This is a genomic window from Acetivibrio mesophilus (assembly GCF_004102745.1).
GTDB lineage: Bacteria > Bacillota > Clostridia > Acetivibrionales > Acetivibrionaceae > Hungateiclostridium > Hungateiclostridium mesophilum.
This window is the reverse complement of sequence record NZ_RLII01000007.1, coordinates 77,551-103,502: the sequence shown is the minus strand read 5'-3', so window position 1 is coordinate 103,502 and position 25,952 is coordinate 77,551. Positions and strand designations below refer to the sequence as shown.

General features: G+C 39.4%; 25 protein-coding genes and 1 riboswitch. Of the genes, 8 read left to right on the top strand and 17 right to left on the bottom strand.

The window, feature by feature from the left end; genetic code table 11:
* Positions 1 to 51: 51 nt before the first annotated feature.
* The 12 genes from rsmI to EFD62_RS07895 all read right to left on the bottom strand — a co-directional run bounded on the left by rsmI (position 52) and on the right by EFD62_RS07895 (position 11,491).
* A complete protein-coding gene (gene rsmI, locus EFD62_RS07950; RefSeq protein ID WP_128705942.1) occupies positions 52 to 894 on the bottom strand; it encodes a 16S rRNA (cytidine(1402)-2'-O)-methyltransferase in 843 nt (280 codons plus the stop codon).
* The gene (locus EFD62_RS07945) at positions 887 to 1,636 is read right to left on the bottom strand and encodes a tRNA1(Val) (adenine(37)-N6)-methyltransferase (RefSeq protein ID WP_128705941.1); all 750 of its coding nucleotides are present in this window, start codon (positions 1,634 to 1,636) and stop codon (positions 887 to 889) included. Before EFD62_RS07945 ends, rsmI begins: the two co-directional genes overlap by 8 nt.
* Positions 1,637 to 1,759: 123 nt before the next feature.
* Positions 1,760 to 1,930: a 4Fe-4S binding protein gene (locus EFD62_RS07940; protein WP_069195098.1), complete on the bottom strand. Its 171-nt coding sequence runs from the start codon at positions 1,928 to 1,930 to the stop codon at positions 1,760 to 1,762.
* Between the two features lie 142 nt (positions 1,931 to 2,072).
* Positions 2,073 to 2,945, bottom strand: coding sequence for a PSP1 domain-containing protein (locus EFD62_RS07935; protein ID WP_069195099.1), 873 nt, complete (start codon positions 2,943 to 2,945; stop codon positions 2,073 to 2,075).
* Complete coding sequence (gene holB / locus EFD62_RS07930; protein ID WP_069195100.1) at positions 2,945 to 3,934, bottom strand: DNA polymerase III subunit delta'; 990 nt, start codon at positions 3,932 to 3,934, stop codon at positions 2,945 to 2,947. The genes EFD62_RS07935 and holB overlap by 1 nt, the downstream gene beginning before the upstream one ends.
* A 121-nt stretch (positions 3,935 to 4,055) precedes the next feature.
* On the bottom strand, positions 4,056 to 4,508 hold the full coding sequence (locus EFD62_RS07925) for a YaaR family protein (RefSeq protein WP_069195101.1): 453 nt from the start codon (positions 4,506 to 4,508) through the stop codon (positions 4,056 to 4,058).
* 143 nt (positions 4,509 to 4,651) lie between these two features.
* Complete coding sequence (locus EFD62_RS07920; protein ID WP_069195102.1) at positions 4,652 to 5,335, bottom strand: dTMP kinase; 684 nt, start codon at positions 5,333 to 5,335, stop codon at positions 4,652 to 4,654.
* 24 nt (positions 5,336 to 5,359) lie between these two features.
* Positions 5,360 to 6,787, bottom strand: coding sequence for an aminotransferase class I/II-fold pyridoxal phosphate-dependent enzyme (locus EFD62_RS07915; protein WP_128705957.1), 1,428 nt, complete (start codon positions 6,785 to 6,787; stop codon positions 5,360 to 5,362).
* Entirely contained in the window at positions 6,787 to 6,969 is a 183-nt protein-coding gene (locus EFD62_RS07910; protein ID WP_069195103.1) for a hypothetical protein, read from the bottom strand. The genes EFD62_RS07915 and EFD62_RS07910 overlap by 1 nt, the downstream gene beginning before the upstream one ends.
* A 183-nt stretch (positions 6,970 to 7,152) precedes the next feature.
* Positions 7,153 to 9,651, bottom strand: a complete 2,499-nt coding sequence (locus EFD62_RS07905; RefSeq protein ID WP_128705940.1) for a beta-propeller domain-containing protein — start codon at positions 9,649 to 9,651, stop codon at positions 7,153 to 7,155.
* A gap of 281 nt (positions 9,652 to 9,932) precedes the next feature.
* Positions 9,933 to 11,012, bottom strand: a complete 1,080-nt coding sequence (locus tag EFD62_RS07900; RefSeq protein ID WP_235832599.1) for a hypothetical protein — start codon at positions 11,010 to 11,012, stop codon at positions 9,933 to 9,935.
* A complete protein-coding gene (locus EFD62_RS07895; RefSeq protein ID WP_069195106.1) occupies positions 11,009 to 11,491 on the bottom strand; it encodes an RNA polymerase sigma factor in 483 nt (160 codons plus the stop codon). The genes EFD62_RS07900 and EFD62_RS07895 overlap by 4 nt, the downstream gene beginning before the upstream one ends.
* Before the next feature lie 311 nt (positions 11,492 to 11,802).
* Here EFD62_RS07895 and EFD62_RS07890 point away from each other — a divergent pair, with 311 nt between their 5' ends.
* From EFD62_RS07890 to EFD62_RS07875, 4 genes are read left to right on the top strand one after another with little or no spacing between them, the layout of a single operon-like run.
* Positions 11,803 to 12,576 (top strand): ABC transporter ATP-binding protein, encoded by a 774-nt coding sequence (locus tag EFD62_RS07890; RefSeq protein WP_069195107.1) that lies wholly within the window; start codon positions 11,803 to 11,805, stop codon positions 12,574 to 12,576.
* Positions 12,566 to 14,623 carry an FtsX-like permease family protein gene (locus tag EFD62_RS07885; protein WP_069195108.1) on the top strand — a complete coding sequence of 686 codons (2,058 nt, stop codon included), beginning with the start codon at positions 12,566 to 12,568 and terminating at the stop codon, positions 14,621 to 14,623. Before EFD62_RS07890 ends, EFD62_RS07885 begins: the two co-directional genes overlap by 11 nt.
* Positions 14,624 to 14,656: 33 nt before the next feature.
* Positions 14,657 to 15,358, top strand: a complete 702-nt coding sequence (locus tag EFD62_RS07880) for a response regulator transcription factor (RefSeq protein ID WP_069195109.1) — start codon at positions 14,657 to 14,659, stop codon at positions 15,356 to 15,358.
* A complete protein-coding gene (locus tag EFD62_RS07875) occupies positions 15,333 to 16,361 on the top strand; it encodes a sensor histidine kinase (protein ID WP_069195110.1) in 1,029 nt (342 codons plus the stop codon). The genes EFD62_RS07880 and EFD62_RS07875 overlap by 26 nt, the downstream gene beginning before the upstream one ends.
* A 196-nt stretch (positions 16,362 to 16,557) precedes the next feature.
* Here the strand turns inward: EFD62_RS07875 and EFD62_RS07865 are convergent, their stop codons facing one another.
* Positions 16,558 to 17,106 carry an NADH peroxidase gene (locus tag EFD62_RS07865; RefSeq protein ID WP_069195111.1) on the bottom strand — a complete coding sequence of 183 codons (549 nt, stop codon included), beginning with the start codon at positions 17,104 to 17,106 and terminating at the stop codon, positions 16,558 to 16,560.
* Positions 17,107 to 17,291: 185 nt separating this feature from the next.
* Positions 17,292 to 17,398, top strand: a riboswitch (TPP riboswitch).
* Positions 17,399 to 17,473: 75 nt separating this feature from the next.
* Here EFD62_RS07865 and EFD62_RS07860 point away from each other — a divergent pair.
* The 4 genes from EFD62_RS07860 to EFD62_RS07845 are packed head-to-tail and all read left to right on the top strand — an operon-like array spanning position 17,474 to position 20,306.
* Positions 17,474 to 17,761, top strand: a complete 288-nt coding sequence (locus EFD62_RS07860) for a thiamine-binding protein (protein WP_128705939.1) — start codon at positions 17,474 to 17,476, stop codon at positions 17,759 to 17,761.
* Complete coding sequence (locus EFD62_RS07855; protein ID WP_069195113.1) at positions 17,736 to 18,497, top strand: ABC transporter permease; 762 nt, start codon at positions 17,736 to 17,738, stop codon at positions 18,495 to 18,497. The genes EFD62_RS07860 and EFD62_RS07855 overlap by 26 nt, the downstream gene beginning before the upstream one ends.
* 6 nt (positions 18,498 to 18,503) lie before the next feature.
* Positions 18,504 to 19,532: an ABC transporter substrate-binding protein gene (locus EFD62_RS07850; protein ID WP_069195114.1), complete on the top strand. Its 1,029-nt coding sequence runs from the start codon at positions 18,504 to 18,506 to the stop codon at positions 19,530 to 19,532.
* 27 nt (positions 19,533 to 19,559) lie between these two features.
* The gene (locus EFD62_RS07845) at positions 19,560 to 20,306 is read left to right on the top strand and encodes an ABC transporter ATP-binding protein (protein WP_128705938.1); all 747 of its coding nucleotides are present in this window, start codon (positions 19,560 to 19,562) and stop codon (positions 20,304 to 20,306) included.
* Positions 20,307 to 20,317: 11 nt separating this feature from the next.
* Here EFD62_RS07845 and EFD62_RS07840 read toward each other — a convergent pair whose 3' ends face one another.
* From EFD62_RS07840 to EFD62_RS07825, 4 genes are all read right to left on the bottom strand, one after another.
* Positions 20,318 to 22,561 (bottom strand): endo-1,4-beta-xylanase, encoded by a 2,244-nt coding sequence (locus EFD62_RS07840; RefSeq protein ID WP_069195116.1) that lies wholly within the window; start codon positions 22,559 to 22,561, stop codon positions 20,318 to 20,320.
* Entirely contained in the window at positions 22,558 to 23,319 is a 762-nt protein-coding gene (gene sigI / locus EFD62_RS07835; protein WP_069195117.1) for an RNA polymerase sigma-I factor, read from the bottom strand. The genes EFD62_RS07840 and sigI overlap by 4 nt, the downstream gene beginning before the upstream one ends.
* 177 nt (positions 23,320 to 23,496) lie before the next feature.
* Positions 23,497 to 24,360 (bottom strand): hypothetical protein, encoded by an 864-nt coding sequence (locus tag EFD62_RS07830; RefSeq protein WP_069195118.1) that lies wholly within the window; start codon positions 24,358 to 24,360, stop codon positions 23,497 to 23,499.
* A gap of 379 nt (positions 24,361 to 24,739) precedes the next feature.
* Positions 24,740 to 25,942, bottom strand: coding sequence for a DUF4097 family beta strand repeat-containing protein (locus EFD62_RS07825; RefSeq protein ID WP_128705937.1), 1,203 nt, complete (start codon positions 25,940 to 25,942; stop codon positions 24,740 to 24,742).
* Positions 25,943 to 25,952 lie beyond the last annotated feature (10 nt).

The window sequence follows — 25,952 nt, the reverse complement described above, 5'->3', positions numbered from 1 at the left end:
GAGGCTAAAGCGAAGGACCCCGATATCCCGAGCTTTTAATTCTAACTATACTCAGATCAATGCATTGTAAACGTCTCTTTTGCTTATTTCTCTGTCCTGCGCCACCTTTTTCATTGCTTCCTTCTTGGGAAGACCCTGCTCTATGTACATCTGATAGTGCTCTGCTATACTCATGACATTCCATTCACTTTTTTTGTCTTCCATAATCTGTTTCTCATCTGCTCCTTCTACAATAAGGACATATTCTCCCCTTGGCGCTTCACTCTCGTACCTTTCCATAGCCTCTTCTAGAGTACATCTTAAAATCTCTTCAAACTTCTTGGTCAACTCCCGTGCCAATGTTATCCTTCTGTTTCCTAAAACCTCATATAGATCCTTCAAAGTATAAACAAGTTTATGGGGTGCTTCATAAAAAACTATGGTTCGTATTTCATCCTTCAATGAATTTATCCGCTCTCTTCTTGCCCTTTTATTCATCGGCAGAAATCCTTCAAAAGCAAATCTTCCCGAGGGAAGTCCCGATAAGACCAATCCCGTCACAGCCGCCACAGGTCCCGGAACCATGGTAAATGGTATTTCATTTTCAATACAGAGCTTGACCATATCTTCACCTGGGTCTGAAATTCCCGGCGTACCCGCATCGGAGACCAGAGCAATGCTCTTTCCCTCTTGCAGCTGCTCTATAAGATAATTGCCTTTTACAACCTTATTGTGCTCATAGTAGCTCACCATAGGTTTTTTTATGTCAAGGTGGTTAAGAAGCTTTATAGTCTGCCTTGTGTCTTCGGCAGCTATAAGGTCTACCTCCTTAAGTACCCGTATTGCTCTTAAGGTTATATCCTCAAGGTTTCCGATGGGAGTTGCAACAAGATACAGTATTCCTTTATTACTCAATGTTCCTTACCTCTCTGCCATAAATATTGTCTATCTCCTTGGAATAATTTCCGTCTTCATCATAAACGTACAACGGCTCCATCATCTTAAGCTGCGCTCTTCCCTGTCTTGTCCCCTTTATTAGCAGTAGGTTTGCTTTTTTGCGGGGAGATGGATGCACAAATTGCAGGTACTTTGGCTCTATGGAGTACTTTCTCATAAGCCACACTATATCCACAAGCCTGTCGGGCCTGTGAACCATTGCCAGTTGTCCGCCAGGCACCAATAGCTTTGCCGAAGCCTTTATGACATCTTCCAAAGTGCACTTTATTTCGTGCCTCGAAATTGCCTTTGTATCGCTGATATTTAAGAGCCCGCCGCCCTGATTCATATAAGGAGGGTTTGTAACCACCACATTAAACTGTGATGCCCCAAACATCTCGACGCTCTCTTTGATATCTCCACATACTATTCTTACACGGTCAGTGATATTATTGATCTCTACGCTTCTTTGAGCCATTTCGGCCATTTCTTCCTGAATCTCAAGTCCCGTCACAGACTTTGCCTCGGTTTTACCGGCAATCAGAATTGATATAATGCCTGTGCCTGTACCAAGGTCAATTACAGTATCGCCTCTTTTGACATCTGCAAAATTTGCCAGCAATACAGCATCGAGCCCAAAGCAAAAGCCGTCTTTCTTTTGTATAATCCTTAATCCTTTATACTGCAAATCATCTATTCTTTCATTTTCATTTAATTTCATATCCAAATTAAACCCCTGCGTTCATCTTATATCAACATTAAAACCTAAAGCTCCCTGCTTTGAGGCATAAAAAAGAGGTCAAACAAAGGCGTATAGCCTTTTCGACCCCTTTGAGACACACTATTACTTCTGTTCCGGAGCATCAACAGGGCAAACATTTGCACAGGCTCCACATTCTATACAAGCGTCAGCATCTATTACATAAACGCTGTCTCCTGCTGAAATACAAGATACTGGGCACTCAGGCTCGCAAGCACCGCAACTGATACAAGCGTCAGTTATAAAATATGCCATTGTATGGTACACCTCCTATATAAATTTGACTTAGGTAAGCATTAAAAGTAAAATAACCTACTGACCTTATAATTCTACCACTAAAATTGTGGAATGAAAACCACTTTTTTTATTCCAAGGCAGATTATTAGCCAAATCACTATCAATCTTCCAATTGCTTCAATTCATCCAAATCTATTTCTTCATCGGGTTCATCACGGGTCACATTCTTTATTACCTTTACATCTGATGCCTTGTAAATCTTAAGATCGGTTTCATTGTCCCGATCAAGCTTTACCTTCACCAGTTCCTTCAACAAGCTTATAGACATTACAACCCCCTGACCTTCAGGAGTTTCAACGATAGCCCCCTCATTTGGTACCCTGGAGATTATTTCTTCATATGCATCCTGCTCATATTTTAAGCAGCACATAAGCCTTCCGCAGGCGCCGGATATTTTTGTGGGATTTAAGGATAACCCCTGTTCCTTCGCCATCTTTATAGACACCGGTTGAAATTCACCGAGGAACGAATTACAACAAAGGACACGACCGCAAACTCCCAGTCCTCCCATCATTTTAGCCTCGTCCCTCACACCAATCTGCCTTAACTCGATTCTCGTTCTGAAAACTGAAGCAAGATCTTTTACCAACTCCCTGAAGTCCACTCTTCCATCGGCAGTAAAATAAAATAATATTTTATTGTTGTCAAAGGTATATTCGACATCAATAAGCTTCATTTCCAGATTGTGGTTTGAAATTTTCTGAAGACAAATATCAAAAGCTTCCTTCTCTTTTCTGACATTCTCTTCATGATGCTCCTTGTCTTCCTCTGTCGCAATGCGAATAACCTTCTTTAAAGGAGCAACTATTTCTTCCTCGCTGACCTCGGTATTTGGCACTACAACCTGACCGAACTCAATTCCTCTTGCGGTCTCTACAATTGCATTTTCGTTTAAATCTATCTCTAAATCACCAGGGTCAAAATAATATATTTTCCCTGCTTTTTTAAATCTTATTCCAACCACCTTTACCATTACGCATTTTCCTCCTGAAGCTTCATAAGCATAACCTGTATAGCAAGCTGATAATTCGCATTCTGCTTTATATTTTTACGCATTTCTTCAATTATATCTATATTCTTCAATAGTTTCCCAGTAGAAAACTTATTAGTATTCTTTAATATGATATCCTTTTTATCGGAATTAATCAACAATTTTTCATTTCCAGACTTCCCAGCTATAAGTAAGTCTCTGTAAAACAAGAGCATGATATCCAGTATGGAATCTATATCATCCTTGTTCTCATCAAACATGAGGGAAATATCGAACATATCCCCAAGATCGGGTCCCGAAAGCCGTATCACCGCATCAATTGCTTTTTCCCGGATCTCCCTAAATCCCTCAGACTCCATAAGCTCAAGAGCTCTGCCAATCACTCCGTCAGCATATGAGGCTATAAAATCGGCTTGTTCAAAGTCGCCTCCAGCCCTAGCCGTAATAAATTCCTTTACCTCGTCAAAGGTATTCTTTTTAAAGTCAATCCTAATGCTCCTCGAGTGTATTGTCTCCAAGAGAGCATTATAATTTGATGCAACAAGTATAATAACCGCATATTCCGGCGGTTCCTCAAGGGTTTTTAGCAGACAGTTCTGAGCCTGAACAGTCATTCTGTCCGCTTCCCGGATCAAATACACCTTTCTTTTAGAATAAAGCGGCCTTACACATATATCATGCTGCAGATTTCTTATTTCATCAACTCCTATACTGGAGCCTTTGCATTCTAAAATACCGAAATCGGGATTGGTTCCATTCTCAAAAAGGCGGCAGGACTGGCAATTGCCGCAGCTTTCATCACCTACATTATCAGAGCACATCAATATAGATGCAAGAATCTTTGCAACCGTAGTCTTCCCTATTCCTTCCGGTCCGGAAAATATATATGCATGTCCTATTTTATTGCTGTTTATTAATGTTTTTAGGCCTTCTATTACATCCTGCTGGCCGATAATTGCATTGAAGTTCACGATACACCCCTGCCATAACAAAATAATAAAACCCGCCAGGATTAATCTAGCAAATAATTAAGCAACAGAATATAACGGGGCAACAGACGCCCCTTATAAAAACTTTCTTTGAACTTAAGTGTTATAACATGAGGTCCAAAACAAGCCCTCTTATGTCTTCAATCCTCTGAAGTATCTTAATGTTGTCCCCCTCGGCATTAAGAACCTCTGTTGTAAGCTCATCAAGCTCAGTATTTATCTTCTTCACCGTGGCATAAACCTTGTATCTGCCCCTTCTGTCAAGATAGCTGTCCTTTGAAAACATATGAGAGTTGTGTAAGACTTCATCCAAAAAATCGGAAATAAGCCTTTTATAAATCTTCAGTTCCCTTACATCTATCTTCTGGCTGAGTTTTCTCCCCTGCTCCTCAATCTGACTTACCAGAGCACGGATTCTTTCTTCACAATTACGATTATCAAATTCCTTTAAATGCCTTTTAAAGTTGGCTCCATTGCTGTCGGCCACCCTCTTTGGTTCCTGCCCGGAAATCTCATGCAGACCTGATGTTTTGCTAGTGCTTTCACTAATCTTCATAGTCTCTCACTCCATTTGCAGTACTTATTATTTTTTACTACGGTAAAGCCGAGAATATATCAAATGTCGCCTTTAGCATATATGAACAAAGGTATTGTATAACTCTATTATAATAGTTATAGCCGATAAGTTCAACAAAGGCCTTATTGCCTGATTATCCCACTAACAGCTTCATAAACGCTATCTTGAATTTCTTCTATCTTTCTCAAAGTTCCATTCTCTACGCAGTCAATCCTGGTCCAGTTATATTTTTCTGCAATATACAGGGAATTATTGTAGGATTCCCTCAAATATTCATCATTTCTCTCATGTATATCCTTTTTCTGGTCCCCGGTAAACTTATTTGCCCTTCCTTCCATAAGCTCTTTGCTGTAAGCAGGAGGCATATCAAGAAATATAACGCAATCGGGCACCGGAAGCTTGTAAATCCCAAACTCGAAATCCCATAGCCAATCAAGAAAACGTTCTTTCTCTTCCATGTCCTTTATCTTTGCCGCCTGATGCACCATATTGGATGTAGTGTATCTATCGGCAAGAATTATCCATCCGTCATTATAAGCTTGTCCCCAATCTGTCTTGTAGGATGCAAACCTATCCACTGCGTAGAATGTGGAGGCTACATAGGGACTTACATCTTCGGGGTTTCTCCCGAAATCACCATTTAAATACATTTTGACCAAAGCGGAAGAATCACTGTCATAGTTCGGAAAAGTAATTTTTCTTACCTTGCAGCCTTCCTCAACCAGCCGCTCATACAGCATTTTCGTCTGAGTCGCTTTTCCGCTGGCATCGGCTCCGCTTTCAATTATTATCAGCTTACCTTTCATAAGCATCTCCTTTACATGGTTTTGCTATTCGACCACATCAACCTCTAGGCTGGAAGATACCCCATTTACCACACCGCCGGCTTCAATAACTTTTATAACATATTTCACAATATCTTCACTGATAACTTCTCCCGGACATATTACAGGTATTCCTGGGGGATAAGGAGTTATCATTGTTCTGCTTACGCACCCGGTAGCATCGTAAAGCTTTCTTCTTATGAAACCCCTGTGCATGATAGCGGCAGGTTCAACCCTTTGCTCCGGTATATTAAACGCGTCTATCTGTAATTCCTTTGGCAATTCTCCTTGCCCATTGGCATTTTTAGAACGGTCAGCCGTCTCAAGAAATGCACTTCGAAGCCTATTTATGTCTTCATGGGTATCCGCTATGGTAGTAATGCATACAACATTATATAAATCGGACATTTCCACCTGAATATTATATTGATTTCTTAAAATTTTTTCAATTTCAAAACCTGTCTTTCCTGTGCTACTTACATTAATCACAACCCTAGTTCTGTCGATTTCTCCTCCATTTATATCGTCAACCGAAAGAACCCGTAAAATATCACTTTCTGAAAGAGCACTTCCAAGCATTTCTACTTCTTTGAGCAGTCTATTGATGTTTTCTTCGCCACTTGCTTCCATAACAGCACGGGCAATATCGAGATGGGCCATTATAATATACGATGGACTAGTGGTACCCAAAAGAGACAAGGTAAATTTAAGCTTTTCGATATCTACTCTATTACCTTTGACATGAAGGTATGCCCCCTGGGTCAGTGCCGGAAGGGTCTTATGGGCACTCTGAATGCAAATATCCGCCCCGTATTCTATAGAAGAGGGCGGAAGCTTTTTTGAAAATTTCAGATGCGCACCATGCGCCTCATCAACTATCAGTACCTTGTTGTATGAATGAACCAATTCACTTATGGACTTTATGTCCGAACATATCCCATAATAATTTGGCCTCGTTATGTAAACTCCAACAGCGTCAGGATTTTCTATAAGTGCCTTCTCAATATCCTTTTCCAAAACAATTGAAGGTATGCCGAATGAACTGTTAAACTCCGGCTTTATATATATGGGCACAGCCCTTGATAGCATCATCCCGGCGACAGCAGACTTATGACAATCCCTTGCAATTATAAGCTTATCTTTGGGGTTGCAAAGAGACATAATTGCCGCATGAATGCCACAGGTTGAACCATTTACCAGAAAAAAAGTTTTGTCGGCCCCAAAAGCCGTTGCTGCCAGCTCCTGGGCCTCTTTAATTATCCCGTTTGGGCAGTAGAGATTATCAAGGCCGGGTATTTCTGTTAAATCCATCAAATACAAGTCTCTCAAAAGCGACAAAGGTACCCCTTTCCCAAGCTTGTGTCCCGGCATATGAAAAACCGTGGGGCATGAGTCGGAATAACTTCTTAATGCATTATATATAGGAATATTCATTATTTTTGAACCAGCCATGCTGATGTTACCCTATGGTCAGGGTACATTTCCGTAACTATCTTCTTTGCTTCCTTAATGCTTGAAGCATGTACTTCTTCGATTTCCTTTGTATCGAATTTTGAGCAGGTTTTCTTATCTGTGTGCCAGACTCTGTATAATCTGTTCTTCTCTTTAGATTCCATTCTTTGTTCCCCCAAATTACTAAATATTATTAATATTATACCACTAAAAATATTAATAAAAAGTTAATATTTTATGAATTATTAACTTTTACATTAATTTTTTTGCCTCTTTCATTTGATTCCAAAAGACTAAATATAGGACCGGGCAAAGCCGTCATCGCTCTGTCCGGTCCTATATTAATTTTACGGAATAACTATGCTGCCACTTTCCTCCATATTGCCAAGTTCATGGGCTTTAACCATTCCTTTAGATAGCGTATAAAGGGTATCACCGATATACAAAATCCTCTCAACATGCTTTTGATGATTATAGTAGTAACCTGATTTTTTATATTCATCGCCAGATAAATGGGTAATCTTCCCTTTTAGTTTGAAGCCGTTTTCGGTATCAATATTGTAAACATAGGCTCCTTGGAAAACAAACTCTCCATATGCAAGGGAATCCTCGTCTTTTATAGCTTCACTAACCTCCATAACTGTCACAGGGAAAGCGAGAAGGTTTTTACTCTTTGAGAACAGCAGTGCCTTATGGTTACTTAAAAGGTCAGATTCAGTGCCTCTGTCACCAATAATTTCGGAGAACTTTTGTATTGGGTTTGCTACATCGGTAACATCAAACAGGGCTATTTTCATTCCTTTATAATATGCATTGCCTTTAACTTCCACAGTATCCTTTCCAAAGCCAATTATATGGTTTTCATCATAAGGATGCAGATAATCACTATAACCCGGTATCTTTAAGGCTCCAAGGATTTTTGGATTTGAAGGATCACCCAGGTCTATAACAAACAGAGGATCCACCGTCTTGAAGGTTACTACATATCCCCTATCTCCCATAAACCTTACTGAATAAATCATTTCTCCCGGTGCAATATCCTCAATTTTTCCGGTGATAGTCATGGTGTCATCCAATATATATATATTGTTTTTTGAAACATTATCTCCTATTCCCCAAACTTCCCCAACTGTCGTAGCTATGCGGAAGAAGCCGTTATTTTCATCCATTGAAAACTGATTCAATATTCTGCCGGGAACCTCGCCTTTGTTCAAGTAGGTAACCTTCGCTCCATTAAGTGAAAACTTATACACTGTTGTAGTTTCTCTATTGGCAGTAGAATCAACAACTGCCGGTTTTGCCCAAGTAGCAGAATCTTCATTTGCACTTACCACATCAGCCGTTATCATCACATCGAAAAGAGTGTAATTATAGTTTGTAACCGATACATAGAGATTCTCACTCGATGCATATATGTTCTCCCCTGCACCAAGGTAGGTCTGAACATTCACTTCTTCACTGTCTCTTATATCAAAGGCAGCTATATTCATAAAGTTTGATTCCGTAGAATTCGGGAAATATCTTATATCGGAGCATTCCATATTAATGTATTTATCCGATACGGCAGTATCCCTGTAGTCCGGTGTTACCTTATTGTAATCGTCATTTATATAATAGATATTTGGATACATATTTGAAATAAGATAAAGAACAGACCCTATCTTTCGCGAGGAAACATAGTATCCTTCGACCTCTACTTCTCGGAGCTTCTTAATTTTTGACTTGTCACTGATATTAAATACAATTGCTTTAACGCTAGTTTTACTCATATATTTAGGAAGTACACCAGCACCGATGCGTTTATTCGACGAAGTATCCATCGGCACTTTTTGATAATAGCTTCCTATAGCAATTAAATAATCATCATCCACATATAACTCCTCTGGAGTAAAGTTGTCATCATCAAAATTCAGGATACTTTCTATTTTCATTCCGGAGGCTGAATAAGCGTTGCCGGCAACAGTATCATATGCCTTGATAACAACCACCCGATCACGGTTTATCTGGTATATATATTCGCCATCGGTCTTAACGACATCAGCCTCATCCACTCCCTCAACCTGTACATTCGTAGTGGAGTATTCCATAGACGCTCCTGCATCGGCCAAGGAATTTTCAACTTTGGCTTCTGCAGCAGGAGCATCCGCCACGGCCATGTCAGTTCCGCCATATTGCCCCCAACCCCTTTCGTAGCCTGAGCTGTAATTTTCAAGTATCTTTTTAAGGTTTTCAATTGAGCCCACTACCGGAAGATTGTTTACTCTTGAAATAGCCTCGTCAATCAAGCCCTTATCCTTGGACACGTCAAATATATCTTCTCTGTCGCTTATAACAATAAGCCCTCTGTCATAAAAAACCTTCTTGCCCAGCGCTTCCACAAGGCTTCTTAACGGCAGGTAGGTTCTGCCTTCGCTTATTTCGGGAGCCACGTCCAGCGCTTCGTTTTTATCTCCCACCTTCATGGTCTTATTCCCGATAACAAGTTCCACCACTTTATTGTTCAGCCTTACAGTAACTTTAGAATTTTGCTGATCCCAATCAACTTCAGCCCCTATGCTCTCCGAAATAAATCTCACAGGTACCAGGGTTCTGCCGTCTTTGATATAAGGCTTTACATTGGCATTTGTTGAATCGACTTGTGTTTCAATATTATTTACAATGGCCTGGGAGCTTCCTATGTACAATGCAACGGCATCCTTTAATCTTTCATCTATGCTCTTATCCTCCACGCCCTTAACCTCTGGACTCTGCTGACTTTTCACACTGTCAGCAAAAGATATGCTTAGAGGTATTACCACCAAGGTAAGCATAACTACAATGCACAGTGCATTTATTACCTTTTTCATAATAAATACTCCTTTCATTTTCTGTATATTTAATAAAACGAATTTCCGCAAAAAAAGTTCCACTTTTTTATACTATCGATTCAATGCACTAGATGCTTTGAGTTTCTTCCAAATCCCAATCTACATTAATATCCTCATTCGCTTCCTGTCGTAAATAGAATCCTTACTTTATTACTTATAACATATATATGATTCACGTTTTATTGTAACACAAGCCCCCTCAATATGGAAGGCAAAACAAAATACTTCAAATCCTACTGTTTTCTTATATAATGTTTCGGCTAATTTGGATGCGTAGATTTATCATTCATTTGTTCAAGCGGAAATGTCACTTGCCAGTTTCCCCTGGTATATAATCCACTGGTAACAAAAGTTCCGTAAAGCGAGTATTGACCTATCTCTGATTTAGGAATCTCAAATACATATTCGTCATAATGAACACGGTTGTCAGTATCAATATTCTCACTAAAACTAACATTATAAATACACTGGACTTCATTTCCACTCTTATCTCTAAGGAAGAAATACCCATGGTTATCCTTGGTCAAATTATTTACAACAGAAGTTTGAATATGGAGCATTCCATCTATATATCCAATACCTGTAAAGTCAATCCCTTCGACTGGGAATTGCATTGGAGCGGATGGAACAAGTACTTTAACTCTACTTTCATAATTTTGATAATATTCTTCAATTTTAGGACCTCCACCACCGCCAGGAGAGACTTCCTTTGTAGATAGTGCATCGCTAATATTAGTTAAATCTACCGGTATGGGTATCTCATTATATATTCGTTTATCACTGATAAATTCTCTAACAGAAAAAGTCACTTTATCACCAACGATCTTTTTGTTGCCCCACTCTGTTATAGATATAAGAAAAGTTGCTGTTTTTGTTGTCTCGTCATAGCCCACAAGCTCACAGGTCGCAAAACTGTCAAATGGACGATTAATAGAGTAGCTGTCATAAAGGTCTATTGTCCCGTCTATACGCTCTCCCACAAGATCTTGCATTGTAATATAAATCTCAGCTACATTATCATGAATATATGCCGATACAACCTCCATTTTGATACCATTATCCTCACAGGATTTTTGAATAGGCACAAAAAATTGTGCAACGTCAGGAGCTACATAATACATGAGTCCGTAAATAATAGACGCATTTTTAGCAATTACAGGTGTTATGGTCAAAACAAGTACTGAAAGCATTGCCAAAATTGCAACCGGTTTACGGATTAAATTTTTCCCCTTATTTGTCTCTTTTTCATTTCCGGGAATTGAGCGGGTAATTTTATCTACGAGCTCTTGGTCAGGGGAAATTTGTTCATTCATGATACGATATTTTTCTCTAAACATCATAAATCCTCCTTCATAATTTCTTTTAGCTTATACCTGGCACGGGTAAGCTGTGTTCTAATAGTAGATGGTTTTTGATTTAATATTTCACTAATCTCTTCTACACTCAAATCCTCATAATAAAACAGGTGTATTACTGCTCTATACTTCATAGGCAATTTTTGAAGTTCATAGTGAAGATTGGTTTCTTCCTTCGTTTCAAAAACAATGGTTTCATCTATTGGAGCCATTTTTCTTATCCAAGCCGATACCCACATTTTCTTGCAGCAATTGATGGTAACTCGAATAAACCAGGCTTTTTTATGTTCCTCTGTTTCAAACTGCGGTTTTTTTCTTATGTATCGAAGAAAGACTTCTTGGTAAATATCATCTGCATCGCTCTTATTTCTTGTTTGTGAAAAAGCCAATCGATAAACCATAGTGGAGTATACTTTTATAACATTTTCCATGCAATCATCCGTACGCAATGATTTTTGTCCCACAAGCTGAACCTCCTTTTTGTATGAATACCTTTTGGCAGGTCAAAAAGCTACACTAAAATTAAAAAATATACTATCATTTCCCTTGAGATTTTAAAAGCTCATGTATTTTACTCTAATCCAATTCAATTATTCCATCCATATCATCTCTCCAAAGGTAAAAATCATTGTATAGTCTCTAACTCTAATGGATCCATATTTTTTGAAATGACCTTATAAATAAAGATTCGGGGTAGAAACTTTCATTGACTGTAAGTGTTTATCTGGAATTATAGATGCTATGATATATTTAGGAGCTAAAGGAGGCATACGATATGAATAGCATTCTTGAAATTGAAAATTTATGTAAATATTATGGAAAGTCAGACAATCAGACAAAAGCGTTGGATGGTATTACATTTAACGTTATGCAGGGAGAATTTCTTGGAATTATGGGGAGCAGCGGTTCCGGCAAATCAACCCTGCTAAATTGCATTGCAACTGTAATCGGACCTAGTAGCGGAAAGATTATTATGCGGGGAAAAGAAGTTCAATCACTCAAAGGAACTCAGTTGGCAGACTACAGGGGAAAACAGATTGGTTATCTGTTTCAGAATTTTGAACTTCTGGATAACTTGACGGGGCATGAAAATATTCTTCTCCCGCTATCCCTTCATAATGTTCCCAAAAGTGAAAGCAATAAGCGGATTATGGAGCTTGCTTCGTATTTGGAAATTACAGATGTATTGGACAAATTCCCCTCTCAAATGTCCGGTGGACAAAAGCAGAGAGTTGCTGCTGCGAGGGCAGTAATTCTAAATCCAAGTATTATTTTAGCAGATGAGCCCACGGGCGCATTGGATTCAAAGAATGCAAAATCACTGATGGAAAAACTCCTAGGTCTAAATCAGGAGCATTATGCCACTATATTAATGGTAACCCATGATTCCAATGCAGCAAGCTACTGCAAGCGCATCCTATTCATTCAGGATGGAGTGATTTTTCATGAACTTCGCAGAAATATTCCTGAAGAATCGCAGCAGGCATTTTATGAGCGCATCTTAAAAGTTATGGCCCAACTGGGAGGTGGCACTGCCAATGTTCTTTGATTTGGTTTCTCGTAATAGTAAAAGAAGCAGAAAAGAGAATGGATTGTTTTTTGCATCCCTTCTGATATCCATTGTTGCATTTTATAATATTTTGTCGTTGTCGAAGCAGGACGTTATGATTTTTCTGACAAAGTTGGAAAGCGATGCGGTAAACAAGCTTCTTACTATGATACCGCTGTTTTACGGAATGACATTATTTATTCTATTCTTCCTCATCTATTTTGCCAGTAAATTTCAATTGGAACGGCGGAGACATGAATTTGGTGTTTATCTAATGATGGGAATGCGCCGCTCAAAGTTATTTTTTATGCTGCTGGCAGAAGATTTTCGCAGTAGTATGCTGGCACTTTTGATGGGATTGCCGATTGCAATTTTATTATCGGAGCTTACCAGTTTACTAACAGCCCGCCTTGTGGGACTTGGTATTATAGGACATCAAATTTCAATTTCCTTCCAGGCGATCTTATGGACAGCGGTGGGATTTTACCTCATTAAGCTAATTGCTTTTCTCATCCTCAGCGGTAAAATAGCACGTCAGGAGATAGGTTCCTTGCTTGTGGAAACGCCGGAAGGTACAAAAAAAGCCTTGCCCTCTATTGTTTATGCCTTAGCCTTGTCGGTTGGTGTTATCTTCTTAGTGGCTGCATATATTATGGCAATCAAAGGCTTGGCTTGGGATGGAGTTGGTAAAATGGGGCTTACTCTTATCCTTGGGTTTACAGGTACATTGTTAGTGTTTTTTGGCTTTCGTTCAATTATGGGGTTTTTAGCAAAGCATAGCGGGAGTAATAAAAAGCTGCAGGCCTTTACCTTCCGTCAACTTCAGGAAAATATCATTCGCCGCTCCACTACATTGGCTATTAGCTCCCTGTTGATTTTAGCCGGGCTGTGCTGCTTTGGTGCAGGTGTGGCCATTGCACAGTTTTATGGTGGGTCACAACAACATGTTTTAGATTATACATTTGATGGTGATTCACAAGATATCACTATTGTAAAGGAAACATTAGCATCCCATGGGTTAGATTCATTATTTTCCGAGCTGTTTGAGATGAGAGTGGGATATATCCGATCAGCAGAGGATCGCAACAATGCGTTTCAGATGAATTCTGTAATGGAATATTTAGCCCAACTGCCGGAGAGTGATGATAGAAATGTTCTCCTGAATAATCTTGGTTATCAGACATATCCACATTTGATTTCCCAGTCAAGTTATAACCGTTTGCTGTCTATTGCAGGGAAAAACACTATTGAACTGGCGGAGAACGAGGCAGCCGTTTACATGGATACCGAGTTTATCTCCTCGACCAAATTAGAAATGCTCAATCGAATTTTATCTGCAAATCCTAAAGTACAAATCTCCGGGGAGAATTATCAGCTGACCGGTACAGTTCAAAGTACCAGCCTTGTAACAGACCGTTCTATCACATTATCCTTCGCTCTGATTGTGCCGGACGCAGAGTTTGAACGTTTTACAGAAAATGATTACGATATTTATTTAAATGCTGTCTTAGATCCAGAGCAAATTGCCGGTAAAAGTCTTTTGAATGCTATATCTGACACAAATCAAAAGCTGGATGCGGCAGGTTTAATCTATGAAAGTTATTTACAAAATATGGGTAGGCAACTCTTTTATGTGGTTGCTGCTAGCTATATAACAATCTATTTGGCTATTATTTTTCTAATAATCGCCAATACTATCATTGGAGTTCAATTCCTTACATGGCAGCAAAAAACCAGCAGGCGATATAAGACTTTGGTTCGGTTGGGAGCTCCCTATGAAACATTATGCTATTCAGCCGGAAAGCAGATTAAGTGGTATTTCGGTATTCCGACTGTTGTTGCGGCAATTAGCAGTGTTTTCGGTGTCCGGGCTCTGTTCAGCGGACTATTATCCTCAAGGACTAAAAGTAATCTTTCTACAATGATGATGATTTCCGCAGTTATGATGTTGTTGCTTTGTGTGGTAGAATATATTTATATGGTTGCAGTTAAGAAATCCAGCAATCGCTATATTCTAACACTCATGGTACCGGAACGGGAAGAATAAAAAAGCTACAATTTTGATGAAAGGAGAGAAAGCATGAAGTATATTGTGATTGTCGAAGACGAAGTATTTATGCGAGAGGAATTGGAAGATATGCTGTGTAAAGCCGGATACAAAGTTGATGTCATTAAGTCCTTTGAAAATGTAACAGAGCAATTGCTTTCACTTTCTCCCGATCTCATTTTGTTGGACTTAAATCTTCCCTGTGTTAGCGGTTTTCAGATTTGCAGGGAGATAAAGCAGAAAAGTTCAATCCCTGTGCTTGTTTTGACTTCCCGTGATCAGATGAGGGATGAGCTTCATGCACTGGATTTGGGTGCCGATGAATATTTGACAAAACCGTGCAGAAAAGAGCGCTTGCTTGCCCGAGTAACAAATGTTCTGAAGCGATATGAGGGTCGTACCAATCTTTTGGAGGGTGCTGATTTCCTGCTGGACCGTCAGACATATACACTGTATATTCATAACCAATCTGTTGTTCTTCCTAAAAATCAGGGAAAACTATTGGAAGTGTTTTTAATGCGAGGGCAGGATATTGTTACCAAGGATGACTTGTGCCTGGCTATTTGGGGAACAACCGAGTTTATCGACGAAAATGCTCTGCAAGTTAATTTGACCCGATTGAAAAAGACAATGATGAGTTTGAAAATGCGCCAAAAAATAGTTCCTATACGTGGAGTCGGGTATAAGCTCATCATGGAGGGAAAATCCGATGAATCAAAGTTGGAAGATTTTTAAACGATATGCTCCTTGGCTGTTGTTGCTGCTATGCGTAGACGGGCTTGCTGCAGTCCTCCTATGGCTTGCGGATATACAGGCATTTTACTCATTAATGGCCTTTATTATCCTTGCGACGATCCTTCTGTTTTCTGTGGTGTTTGTAGTGGTCTGCTATCATGAACATAGAAAGGAGCAGGCTTTTGAAAGCTTCTTGAGCAATCCGGACGAACTTAACGAAAAGACACTCCTAAAATTATCTAGTGATGCAGAGAGGGAAATGATTCTCTTATTAGGACGGGTACTACGGGAAAAAAATGATTCCATTGAACAACTATTGACTCGCGTATTGGATTATGAGGAATATGTAGAGGCTTGGGCTCATGAGACTAAGACTCCCCTTTCTCTTCTTACAATGCTGTTGGATAATCGAAGGGAGGAACTGCCTGAAAATTTTGCGTTTAAGCTGGATTATATACGAAATAGAATGCAGGAGTTTATTAATCAAATGCTATTTTATTCCAGATTGAAAGGAAGCCAAAAAGATTATCTGTTTGAACATATAAATCTTTCTACGTTTATCAAGGAAGTATTGGAGGATTATCTGCCTTTGCTGGAAGAAAAGCAATTTCAGATTATGATGCAGGTTCCCGACATATTCGTATATTCCGATAAAAGAGGACTGAATTTTTTGATTAGTCAGATCATCAGCAATTCTATCAAGTATAGCTGTACTACCAACATCCCGGAATTAAGTATAAAAGCGTTTAAGACCGATCACAGCTACGTTTTGTCTATTGGTGATAATGGAATTGGAGTACATAGCTGTGACTTGCCGTATATTTTTGAGAAAGGTTTTACAGGCGATTCCGGTGATGGGCGAAAAAAAGCTACGGGTATGGGGCTATATCTTGCAAAAGAAATTGCAAAGGATCTCAATATTATTTTGAATGTTGAATCCGAATGGGGAAAAGGTTTTACAATGGAAATTGCTTTTCCGATTGTAGACGACCCACATTCTTAGGCGATTTATTGCAAATTCTATATGTCTATTCATAGTTTACTTGCAAGTTGTAAATCTATTGTATCATGCAGATTAATAATACCTTCGTTATCATTAATCACTTCGCTTATTTCATCAAGAAATTTCATTCTTTTAACATGTAAAAGCCCCTGACAGCTGATTAGCAACTGTCAAGGGCTGTATTTCGCTTATATTATTATTTCCCGAAATATCTCTCTAAAAGTCCTTTAAATGCTTGGCCATGTCTTGCTTCGTCCTTACACATTTCGTGTACTGTATCGTGAATGGCATCATAATTCAACTGCTTTGCCTTTGTAGCAAGCTCCTTTTTGCCGCTGCAAGCACCATATTCAGCCTCTACCCTAAGTTGCAGGTTCTTCTTTGTGTCAGCATGCACAACCTCACCAAGTAGCTCCGCGAATTTAGCCGCATGTTCTGCCTCTTCAAACGCAATCCTCTTATAGGCTTCAGCAACCTCCGGATAGCCCTCGCGGTCTGCCTGACGGCTCATAGCAAGATACATACCCACTTCGGTACATTCGCCCATAAAATTCGCCCTTAGCCCCTCCAAAATTTCAGGGTCAACACCTGAAGCAACACCGATTTTGTGTTCATCGGCCCATTGCAAGCCATCTTCTTTCTTCTCAATAAACTTCTCCTTTGCTGCCTTACATTGCGGACATTGCTCCGGTGCGTCATTTCCCTCATGTACATAGCCACAAATTGAACAAACAAATTTCTTCATGAATTATTACCTCCATAAAATCAAACAATAATTTTATTATTAAATACCAAAGTACTTTGGTAGCGCTATTAACACTTGTTAATATATACCCTTACAATTGGACGTTAAACAAAAACTAATTAATTATATATTAGTCAACTTGTTGTATTCCATTGATTTATGTGTTATTATTAAAGACAAAATAAAATACCGCATAGGGGTGCTGGCGCTTGCCGGCTGAGAGAAGGGATTTTCCCTCAACCCATAACCTGATCTGGGTAATGCCAGCGTAGGGAATGAGTAGATTTGTATTAACCGCCTATGTTGGGCGGTTTTTGCCGTTTTTGACCCGTATGGGTATTGAAATATCGGAAAGGAGGGTATTGATATGGCAATTGTTAATGTATCACTGCAGGTTATTCCATGTGTACCCGAAAATGAGGTATATTCTGTTGTAGATAAAGCTATTGATTTGATAGCCAAAAGTGGTGTCAAATATGAAGTGGGCCCAATGGAGACTACCATGGAAGGCGAAATCGAGCCTCTTTTGGAAATTGTCAGAAAGGCGCAGGATATATGTATTTCGGAGGGTGCAAGCAGAGTTCTGTCTGTAGTTAAAATCGATTACAAAAAGGAAGGCGTGACGATGGATGAAAAGATTTCGAAATATCGGTAATCCCCTTTATTCATCCATTGCCGTTGTTGTTTTTATTATTATATGGGAAATATTTACAAGAGCGAGAGATATAAAAGAATACATACTTCCGGCTCCGTCAGCCATCTTGAATGAATTTATAACCTCTGGCGATCTTCTGCTTCATCATTCAATGGTGACTATAACAGAAACCGTTTTAGGCTTTATATTGGGTTTAGTGTTTGCGATCCTACTTTCTTTGCTTATGAGCAGTTTCAAACTGTTTCGCAGCATATTTTACCCTTTTATGATTTTGTCCCAAACCGTACCCATAATTGTTATTGCACCTTTGATTACGGTTTGGTTTGGAATCGGACTAATACCAAAACTGATTGTCTGCGTTCTTGTGGTATTTTTCCCGATAGCTTTAAACCTGACAGAGGGATTGAGCTCTTATGACAAAGACCTTGAAGAATTGCTGATGTGCATGAATGCCAGCAAGCTGCAGATATTTATGAAATTAAAACTTCCATCGGCGTTGGTTCACTTTTTTTCCGGCTTAAAAATTGCAGCGGCTTATGCGGTTATGGGTGCAATTATGTCAGAATGGACCGGGGCTGAAAGCGGGCTTGGCATTTTCCTTACAAGATCCATGAAATCCTTTAGAACTGCCGCAATGTTTGCAGACATCGCAATTATTTCAATCTTCAGCATTTTACTATTTTTATTGATAAGCCTTATTGAAAAGAAATTCATTAAATGGAATGTGAAAGGATGAACGCTTTTGAAAAGAAGAAGTATTTTAACAGCAATATGTCTGATAATTATATTTGCCTTTACGGTCACAGGATGTGGCATTGAAAACACCCCGTCGCCCTCTCCGGACGGAACTTCTTCCGGAGCTGGAAAACAGAAAATCAATTTTGTTCTTGATTGGGTTCCCAACACAAACCACACGGGAATCTATGTTGCAAAAATAAAAGGGTATTTTTCCGAAGAGGGTTTGGATGTCGATATAATTCAGCCCGGAGAGTCATCTGCCGATCAGTTGGTAGCCTCCAACACAGCACAGTTCGGAATCAGCTATCAGGAGGGCGTTACCTTTGCCCGCTCTTCGGGAGCACCTCTGGTATCCCTGGCAGCAGTTATACAACACAATACCTCCGGCTTTGGGTCATTTAAGGATAAGGGAATTGTATCTCCAATGGATTTCGAGGGCAAAAAGTATGGCGGATGGGGTTCAGAGGTTGAAGCGGCTATGGTAAAGCAGGTCGTCAGGGATGCAGGCGGAGACCCGGACAAGGTACAAATCCTCACCACCGGCACAGCAGATTTCCTTCAAGCAAGCGAAACCGGCCAAATAGATTTTGCCTGGATTTTTGAAGGCTGGGATTATATTAATGCTACCAACAAGGGAGTCGAGCTAAACTATATTGATTTAGGAAAGCTATCCGATGTATTTGACTACTATACCCCTGTAATCGTTACAAATGAAGATAATATTAATAATAATCCGGAGCTTGTACAAAAATTCATGAGAGCTGCGGAAAAGGGTTATAGATTTGCTATAGAAAATCCTGATGAGGCGGCAGAATGCCTTCTTCAATTGGCACCGGAGCTTGATCGGGAGCTTGTGATAAAAAGCCAGCAATTTCTGGCCTCAAAGTATCAGGATGATGCTCCCTATTGGGGAATGCAGAAAAAGGAAGTCTGGGAAAGGTACATGAATTGGCTGTATGAGAACAAATTTATAGATGCTCCAATAGATGTGGAAAAGGCTTTTACAAATGATTTTCTGCAAACAGCTAAATAATAATTTTATGTATATTTTGGGTGGATAATGAGGACTAAAATAAAAATTGAAAATTTAAGCAAAACTTTTAAAGCTAAGAAAAAATCCCTTGAGGTCTTAAAAAATTTAAATATTGAGCTTTATGAGAACCAGTTTGTATCTCTGATAGGACCCAGCGGCTGTGGCAAAAGCACTATTCTGCGAATTCTGGCAGGCCTTGAAAAGGACTTTTCAGGGGACATAACTGTAAATGGAGAAAGCATAAAAGCTTCCTCCTTCCAATTCGGTTACATGCCCCAGAAGGATCTCCTGATGCCTTGGCGTACAGTATACAAAAACATCATTCTACCCCTTGAAATAAACGGCACACAGGACAGAAAATTGGAAGTTGAAAATCTCATAAAGGAGTTTGGTCTTCAAGGCTTTGAAAATTTTTATCCGGGAGAAATATCCGGAGGAATGAAGCAAAGGGCAGGTATTCTTCGCACCTTTTTAATGGACAGCGATATAATGCTTCTTGATGAGCCCTTTGGAGCCCTGGACGCAATAACTCGGATAAAAATGCAGGAATGGTTGTTGAAGGTCCTGATTGAGCATAAAAAGACCGTCCTGTTTATAACCCACGACATTGAAGAGGCAGTTTTCCTATCGGATAGAGTATATGTACTATCCGATAGACCTGCCCATGTCATAAAAACTCTGGATATAGGATTTCCTCGGCCAAGAAACAGAGAAATGCTTTCATCCCGGGAATTTCTCGAATATAAAGATATTCTCCTCAAAGCTCTTCTCTAATCAAAATACCTTTATGGAATTCTATAGGTATACTGAAATGCTCCGTTGCCTTGATTCAAATTTAAAGTATAGTCAAATTTGCCTTTTCCAGGTACCGTCACAGTTACTTTATATGTTCCGTAAAATCCTCTGAAGCCAAAGCTGCCTAAGCTATCTGTGCTTCCGTAGGCCTTGGTAGTCCATTCCTCCATCAAGGACTCAAACCTTCTGCCGGCCTCATTCAATGTCCAGTTGTCGTTTACTATTGCCGCCTCTTTTCCCCTCCAGTGCACTCTTTCCCAGAAGCCCCACATTATAATTCCCTCAACGGAAGGATGACTGAAAGCCGTACGATAAAGGTTTTCCAAGTTGTCCGCCCTTTTATATTCATCCGATGTAAACGAGTCGTATTCGGTAATCCATATCGGAATATTCAAGGTAGATAGTCTGTCAAGTATCCCCTGAACAACATTACGGTCTACTGTCTCACCAAAGTGACCGTGCACTCCTATGCCATCTATGCGAACCCCTTGCGACTTAAGCCAGTTTACCTGAGCTATGCAATCATCTGCTTCCTGCAAGGTGGTTATATTGTTGTTTACAAAATACTTTGCATCCGGGTCAATTTCTCTTGCTTTATTGAACATATAAGGCCAGATGGAGTCACCTAATCGACTCTTGAAGAAGTTGCCATGGATCATTTCATTGTTTACATCCCAGTGAACGAATCTGCCTTTAAAATGACCGACAACACTATTCAGACGATTATCCAGAGCTGAACGCAGGGATAACGGATCAAGCCCTCTTACCCATAGAGGCTGCCACTCCTCAGTCTCCCAGAAAATACAGTGTCCTCTCACCTTTATTCCATTGCTCCGGCAGAATTCATACAGATAATCCGCATCCGCATAGTTCACCATTCCCATATTAGCTTCATTTGAATACCACTTGGACTCATTTTCAAACACAGCCCAGTTAAAATGATCTTTTATAAACTTTGAATAATTTGGATCATACATTGCTTTTCTAGTAATGGCTGTGCCAAATGCAAAGGCATGGTTGGTCTGGGTTACCTCCACATAAGCTCCTTCTATCGGTTTATTGCTAGAGTCCACAATCTTTATCTGCACATTTCTCTTTCGAATTTGATTTATCTTCTCGTTGGACTTGTCAACCCATGGAATACCGGATGACGGCATTATCGGTGTCGGAGAAGTCTTCGGTGTCGGAGTTGCCTTCTGTTTCGTCACCGTTGCTGTTGGATCAGGCAATACCGACTCGCGTGGCGAAGATTGTTCGGGTGGCGATTTTACCGGTATACCGCCTGTTTTGTCTGCTGTCGCACCCGAAGATGCAGTAGGTGTGTTGCCGGTAAATTCAGTCGCTGCAGGACCTTCGGCCCTTTCACTCGCCGGTGTAGCCAGCGGAGTCTCAGCCACTGAAGGCACAGTACTCACTGTAGGTGCGGTACTTGTTGTATCTACCCTTCCATTATTTTCTACTACAATATTTTCGTCATCAATGCTAACCTTAGAGATAATATCCAAAAGATCTGCATCCTTTATTGTCTCAATAGTTAAATCAACATTCTGTTCCTTCGCTTTTAAATATACCGCATACCTTCCCATGGAAATATCCTTCTCTTTAGACACTTCCCTTTCCTCGGAGGTAAGCTTTAAAACTTTGGCTGTTATACCGCTGTCTTTCAAGTCAATGACCACTTTATTCACATCATTTAAAAGCTTGTCGATTTTATCCTCACTGTCCGAACCTGTTTCCGCTTTAGAATCGCAGGCTGCAGATATGAGAACTATGTTTTCTTTCTCCTTTGCAATAAATCCATACTCTTTGCTCTTTTGTACAACTTCCTCCAAAGCTTCTGCTACCGTTTTCCCTTTTAACTCAAGCTCTTGGAGCACTGTAGTGGCATCCTGATTCAATGCCATAGCCTCAGCTATTTTATTATTATAGTCTATAGAAAGCTCAATGCTTGGGTTTATATCAACGCTAACATACGCATATATATCCTTCCTTGCAGTATTGCCATTAATAAACATCAGTACCAAAGACAATACCATCACAAAGCACGCAGCAACGGCAGCAACCGACAAATATCTGCGCTGCAAACGTTTGGGCTCAATTATATCCGACTCCAGAACCTGTACTTTTAGTCCAATTTCCATTTTAGGCGTCTTTATCACATTTAAGAAAGCAAAGTCATCAGTCATTATAATGGCTGTTTTATCATCCAAATCAATTACTTTTCCTATGATCACAGCAAATCCACCTCCTTCTCCTTGCTGCACCCAGCGTATTCCTTGAAGATTTCGAGGTTGCTTCTTAATATCAAGCTTACTGCAATTATGTATTTTTTGTTTCTTTCTATAGTTCGTCTGCTGACTTTTGCCAGCTTTAAAATGTCCAATGTAGGTAGCTTTTTGGTCTTTTTAAGCTTCTCATACAACCCCTCATTGCCAGCAACTTTTTTTGCGATATTTATCAATAATTCTCTCGAATCTCTGTGTTTGGGAGTGCAAGACAGTAAATCCTTAAGGGATATGTTGAAAGAAGCCAGCTCAGTTTTGAAAAGCCTGATTTCATCTGTAAATTCCACTCTTTCAATTGCACTTGTGCCATCGACATCCGACAATGTCCTTTCTAGCCTGATATCTTCGCTCTCGAAGTAAGAAAAGGGATATACCATCTTATTTTTATAATTCTTCCTCTTATAGTCGATAAGCCTTCTACTAATAACCTGTTCTGAGAAAACCAGGAAGTTAGGATGCTTCCCCTCATCATAGGTATTAATAGCTTCATTGAAAGCCATTAGAGCAACGCTGTACTCTTCGCTGTTTTCAGGTTCAATATATTTATCAGTTGCCTTATATACCTGTTTTAGTATAAACGGCTTAAACCTCAGGATAAACTCATCTCTTGCAGAATCATCCCCGGTTTTTATTTTCATCAGGAACTCTATAATAATCTTTTTTGTACGTTCCCTGTCATCGTTTGTACTCTGAGAATGCCAATCCACTGGTTAATTTCACCCCTTATTCCTATATTGATTCGTAAACCGGAATAGTTTTATGTCGCATTATCAGCATTCAGAGGATGATTAGTCTTTTACTGTCTGATTTTGCATATTGTCTGTGCTCCTTAGTCAGTGAATTGGATATGTGATGTCGAATGCCTTCTACAACTGTAAAAATAATTACCACAATGCCGGATTCAACATTAATGCAATTCCTACAGCGAAGCTCACAATATTGGCTACTACGGCAAACAGTACCCGTCTTGTTTCGGAATGCTGCTTCAAGAATTTTACAAATAGACAGGCTTCAATCATCAATATAATTAATTCAAAAGGCACATACACCCATAACGCTGCCATTATCCCTTCCCTATACATCATTGTAAATATCGCAAGACCTAGTAGGATTTGAGTAAATACATTAATTGCCACAAATGGCTTGTAGTTACGCTTTAGGTTAAATCGAAACAGCAATAATACAATTCCTTCAATAACCAATGTTCCTGAGCATGTAAAAAGAAATTGAAGGAAGTAGGACAAGATTGCAGAATGTTCCGCTGCTTCTCCTGTCATAAAATCAAAGTTTACAGTACTATCAAACGCTTTCCTGTTTACCACGTTGGAAACGACAGTCCTGCCATCAGCAGTTACTACTATGATTTTGAATTCGTCAGGTACCCCTACATATGTAAAATTCATGGTGCATTTCCCGTCTTTCACATCACATATGATATCACCAAACATAGGTACTCTCGTGCCTGTAACCATTGCAGGACGCCAACCGTCAACATTATATTTTTTCAATATATCCAGCATCTTCGGATCATATTTCGCCTCATCTGAAATGTTTGGACGTCCATGTTCCAATGTATAATTTACAAGCAAGTCAAGATAACAAACACCATCGGGCATATTTTCAGCAATAATATGCAAAGAAGGCTTTGGCCCTATATCTGCCGAAGCTGTTAGAGGTAAAAATATCATCAACAATATGATTATCAGCAACTGCACATGTAAAAACCTTGTTATAGTATTTTTCCTCATGAACTCTCCCCCCTTATAACATTCTACCATAAAAAAGCAAAACTGCATATCACTTATTAAGTTATTGCTTATCTGATTATTGTTTAAATACCCTGTTTATTTTTTGTTCTAGGTAAAATTTGAAGGTTGAAATGGCAATTTTTTAATTGCCACCGTCTTCACAAATTATCCTCCCTACAAAACTTTTCCAACAACTGTTAGCCTTATTATATCATTGTCCCATTTCCCTTTCTAGATATAACGCCAAAGATGGAACAATGCTTGCTTATGACGACTTCTGCTATGTAAAGCTAAAAAACATGGGAGCTGCCCAAATTCAGGCTCTCCCATGCCATTACTGCAACATTCTTATTTATATAATAGTTATATTTTATAGAGCTTATTTCACAATCTCAATATTGCCGCTAGTCGTTTCTGCAACAATGTTTACCTTGTTTACATACTCGTCATACCCATTGCTGTCTGCCTCCACAAAATTTGATGCCATCTGCTTGCTTATATTGCGGTAGGTCATCTCGGGAATAAGAAGGTTAATTTCCGCGTTGGTAGTCTGCGCCTTGACTCTGTACCCTTTCTTTTCCATATCGTTCATATTCACCTTAATACCTGCGGACGATGTCTTCAAATTCATGTTTATATTCGGGTCGTCATTGTGATTATAAACATTTTCTATAAATATTCTTCCGTTTTTCGTAACGGCATTAATGTTGGTAGTCTTTAATTGCCTAATCTCTATTACGGAGTTGATGGTGTTAACATTAATGTCCTTTCCAATAATATAACCAAAATTAATTCTTCCGTTCTTGGTGGAAACATTAATTTTATCGCTGGTAACACCCATCAAATCAATATTGCTGTTGCTGGTAACCGCCTCAAAATTCTCGGATGTTGAATCCTCCACATATACCTTGCCGTTTTTGGTAACCAGATTGATGTTTTTAAACTTCACTGCCGGAAGAAATATCTCATGAGATACACTGATATTACCGATTTTATTGCACTTTAAAGCCACTCCATTCTCATCCTGGCTAAAGTCAAGTATTTCATCAGCATTATCCACCGGGCTTTTTACTGTGGTTCTTATGATAACTTTATTTTCCATATGTTTTTTCACAAGAATATGTCCGTTAATTGCTTCAACGCTGAGCTCCATTCCTTCATTTACGTTAGCTGTCTCAAAAACTCTATTTGTTGCTTTGTATTTCCCAAACACATTAAAAGAATTTGTTTCCACAAAGCTACTTACAAAATCCACAAGTTTGTCAGCCACCCCAATAGTAGTATATGCAAGGCCCTTACCCAACTTTTCCACCTTAGTGCTGAATTCATCCACTGCCCTATCAAAGTCCTTCTGGTTGTAATTCTTTTTGAAGTCATTCTTCCATTCGTTCAATTTATCCTTTACCTTGGACACCTCATCGGTAAAATTTGCTTTCTTTTGCTGATGCTTAGAACTGCTGTAACTGTCCGCTGTCCCTCTCTGAGGCTCAATAGCTTCTATAAGTCTTGCTGCTTCCTCGCTTGAAATTTTCCCCTCTTCCAACATCTTAAGTATAAACATTTTTTCTTCACTAATTGACATAGTGCTTACC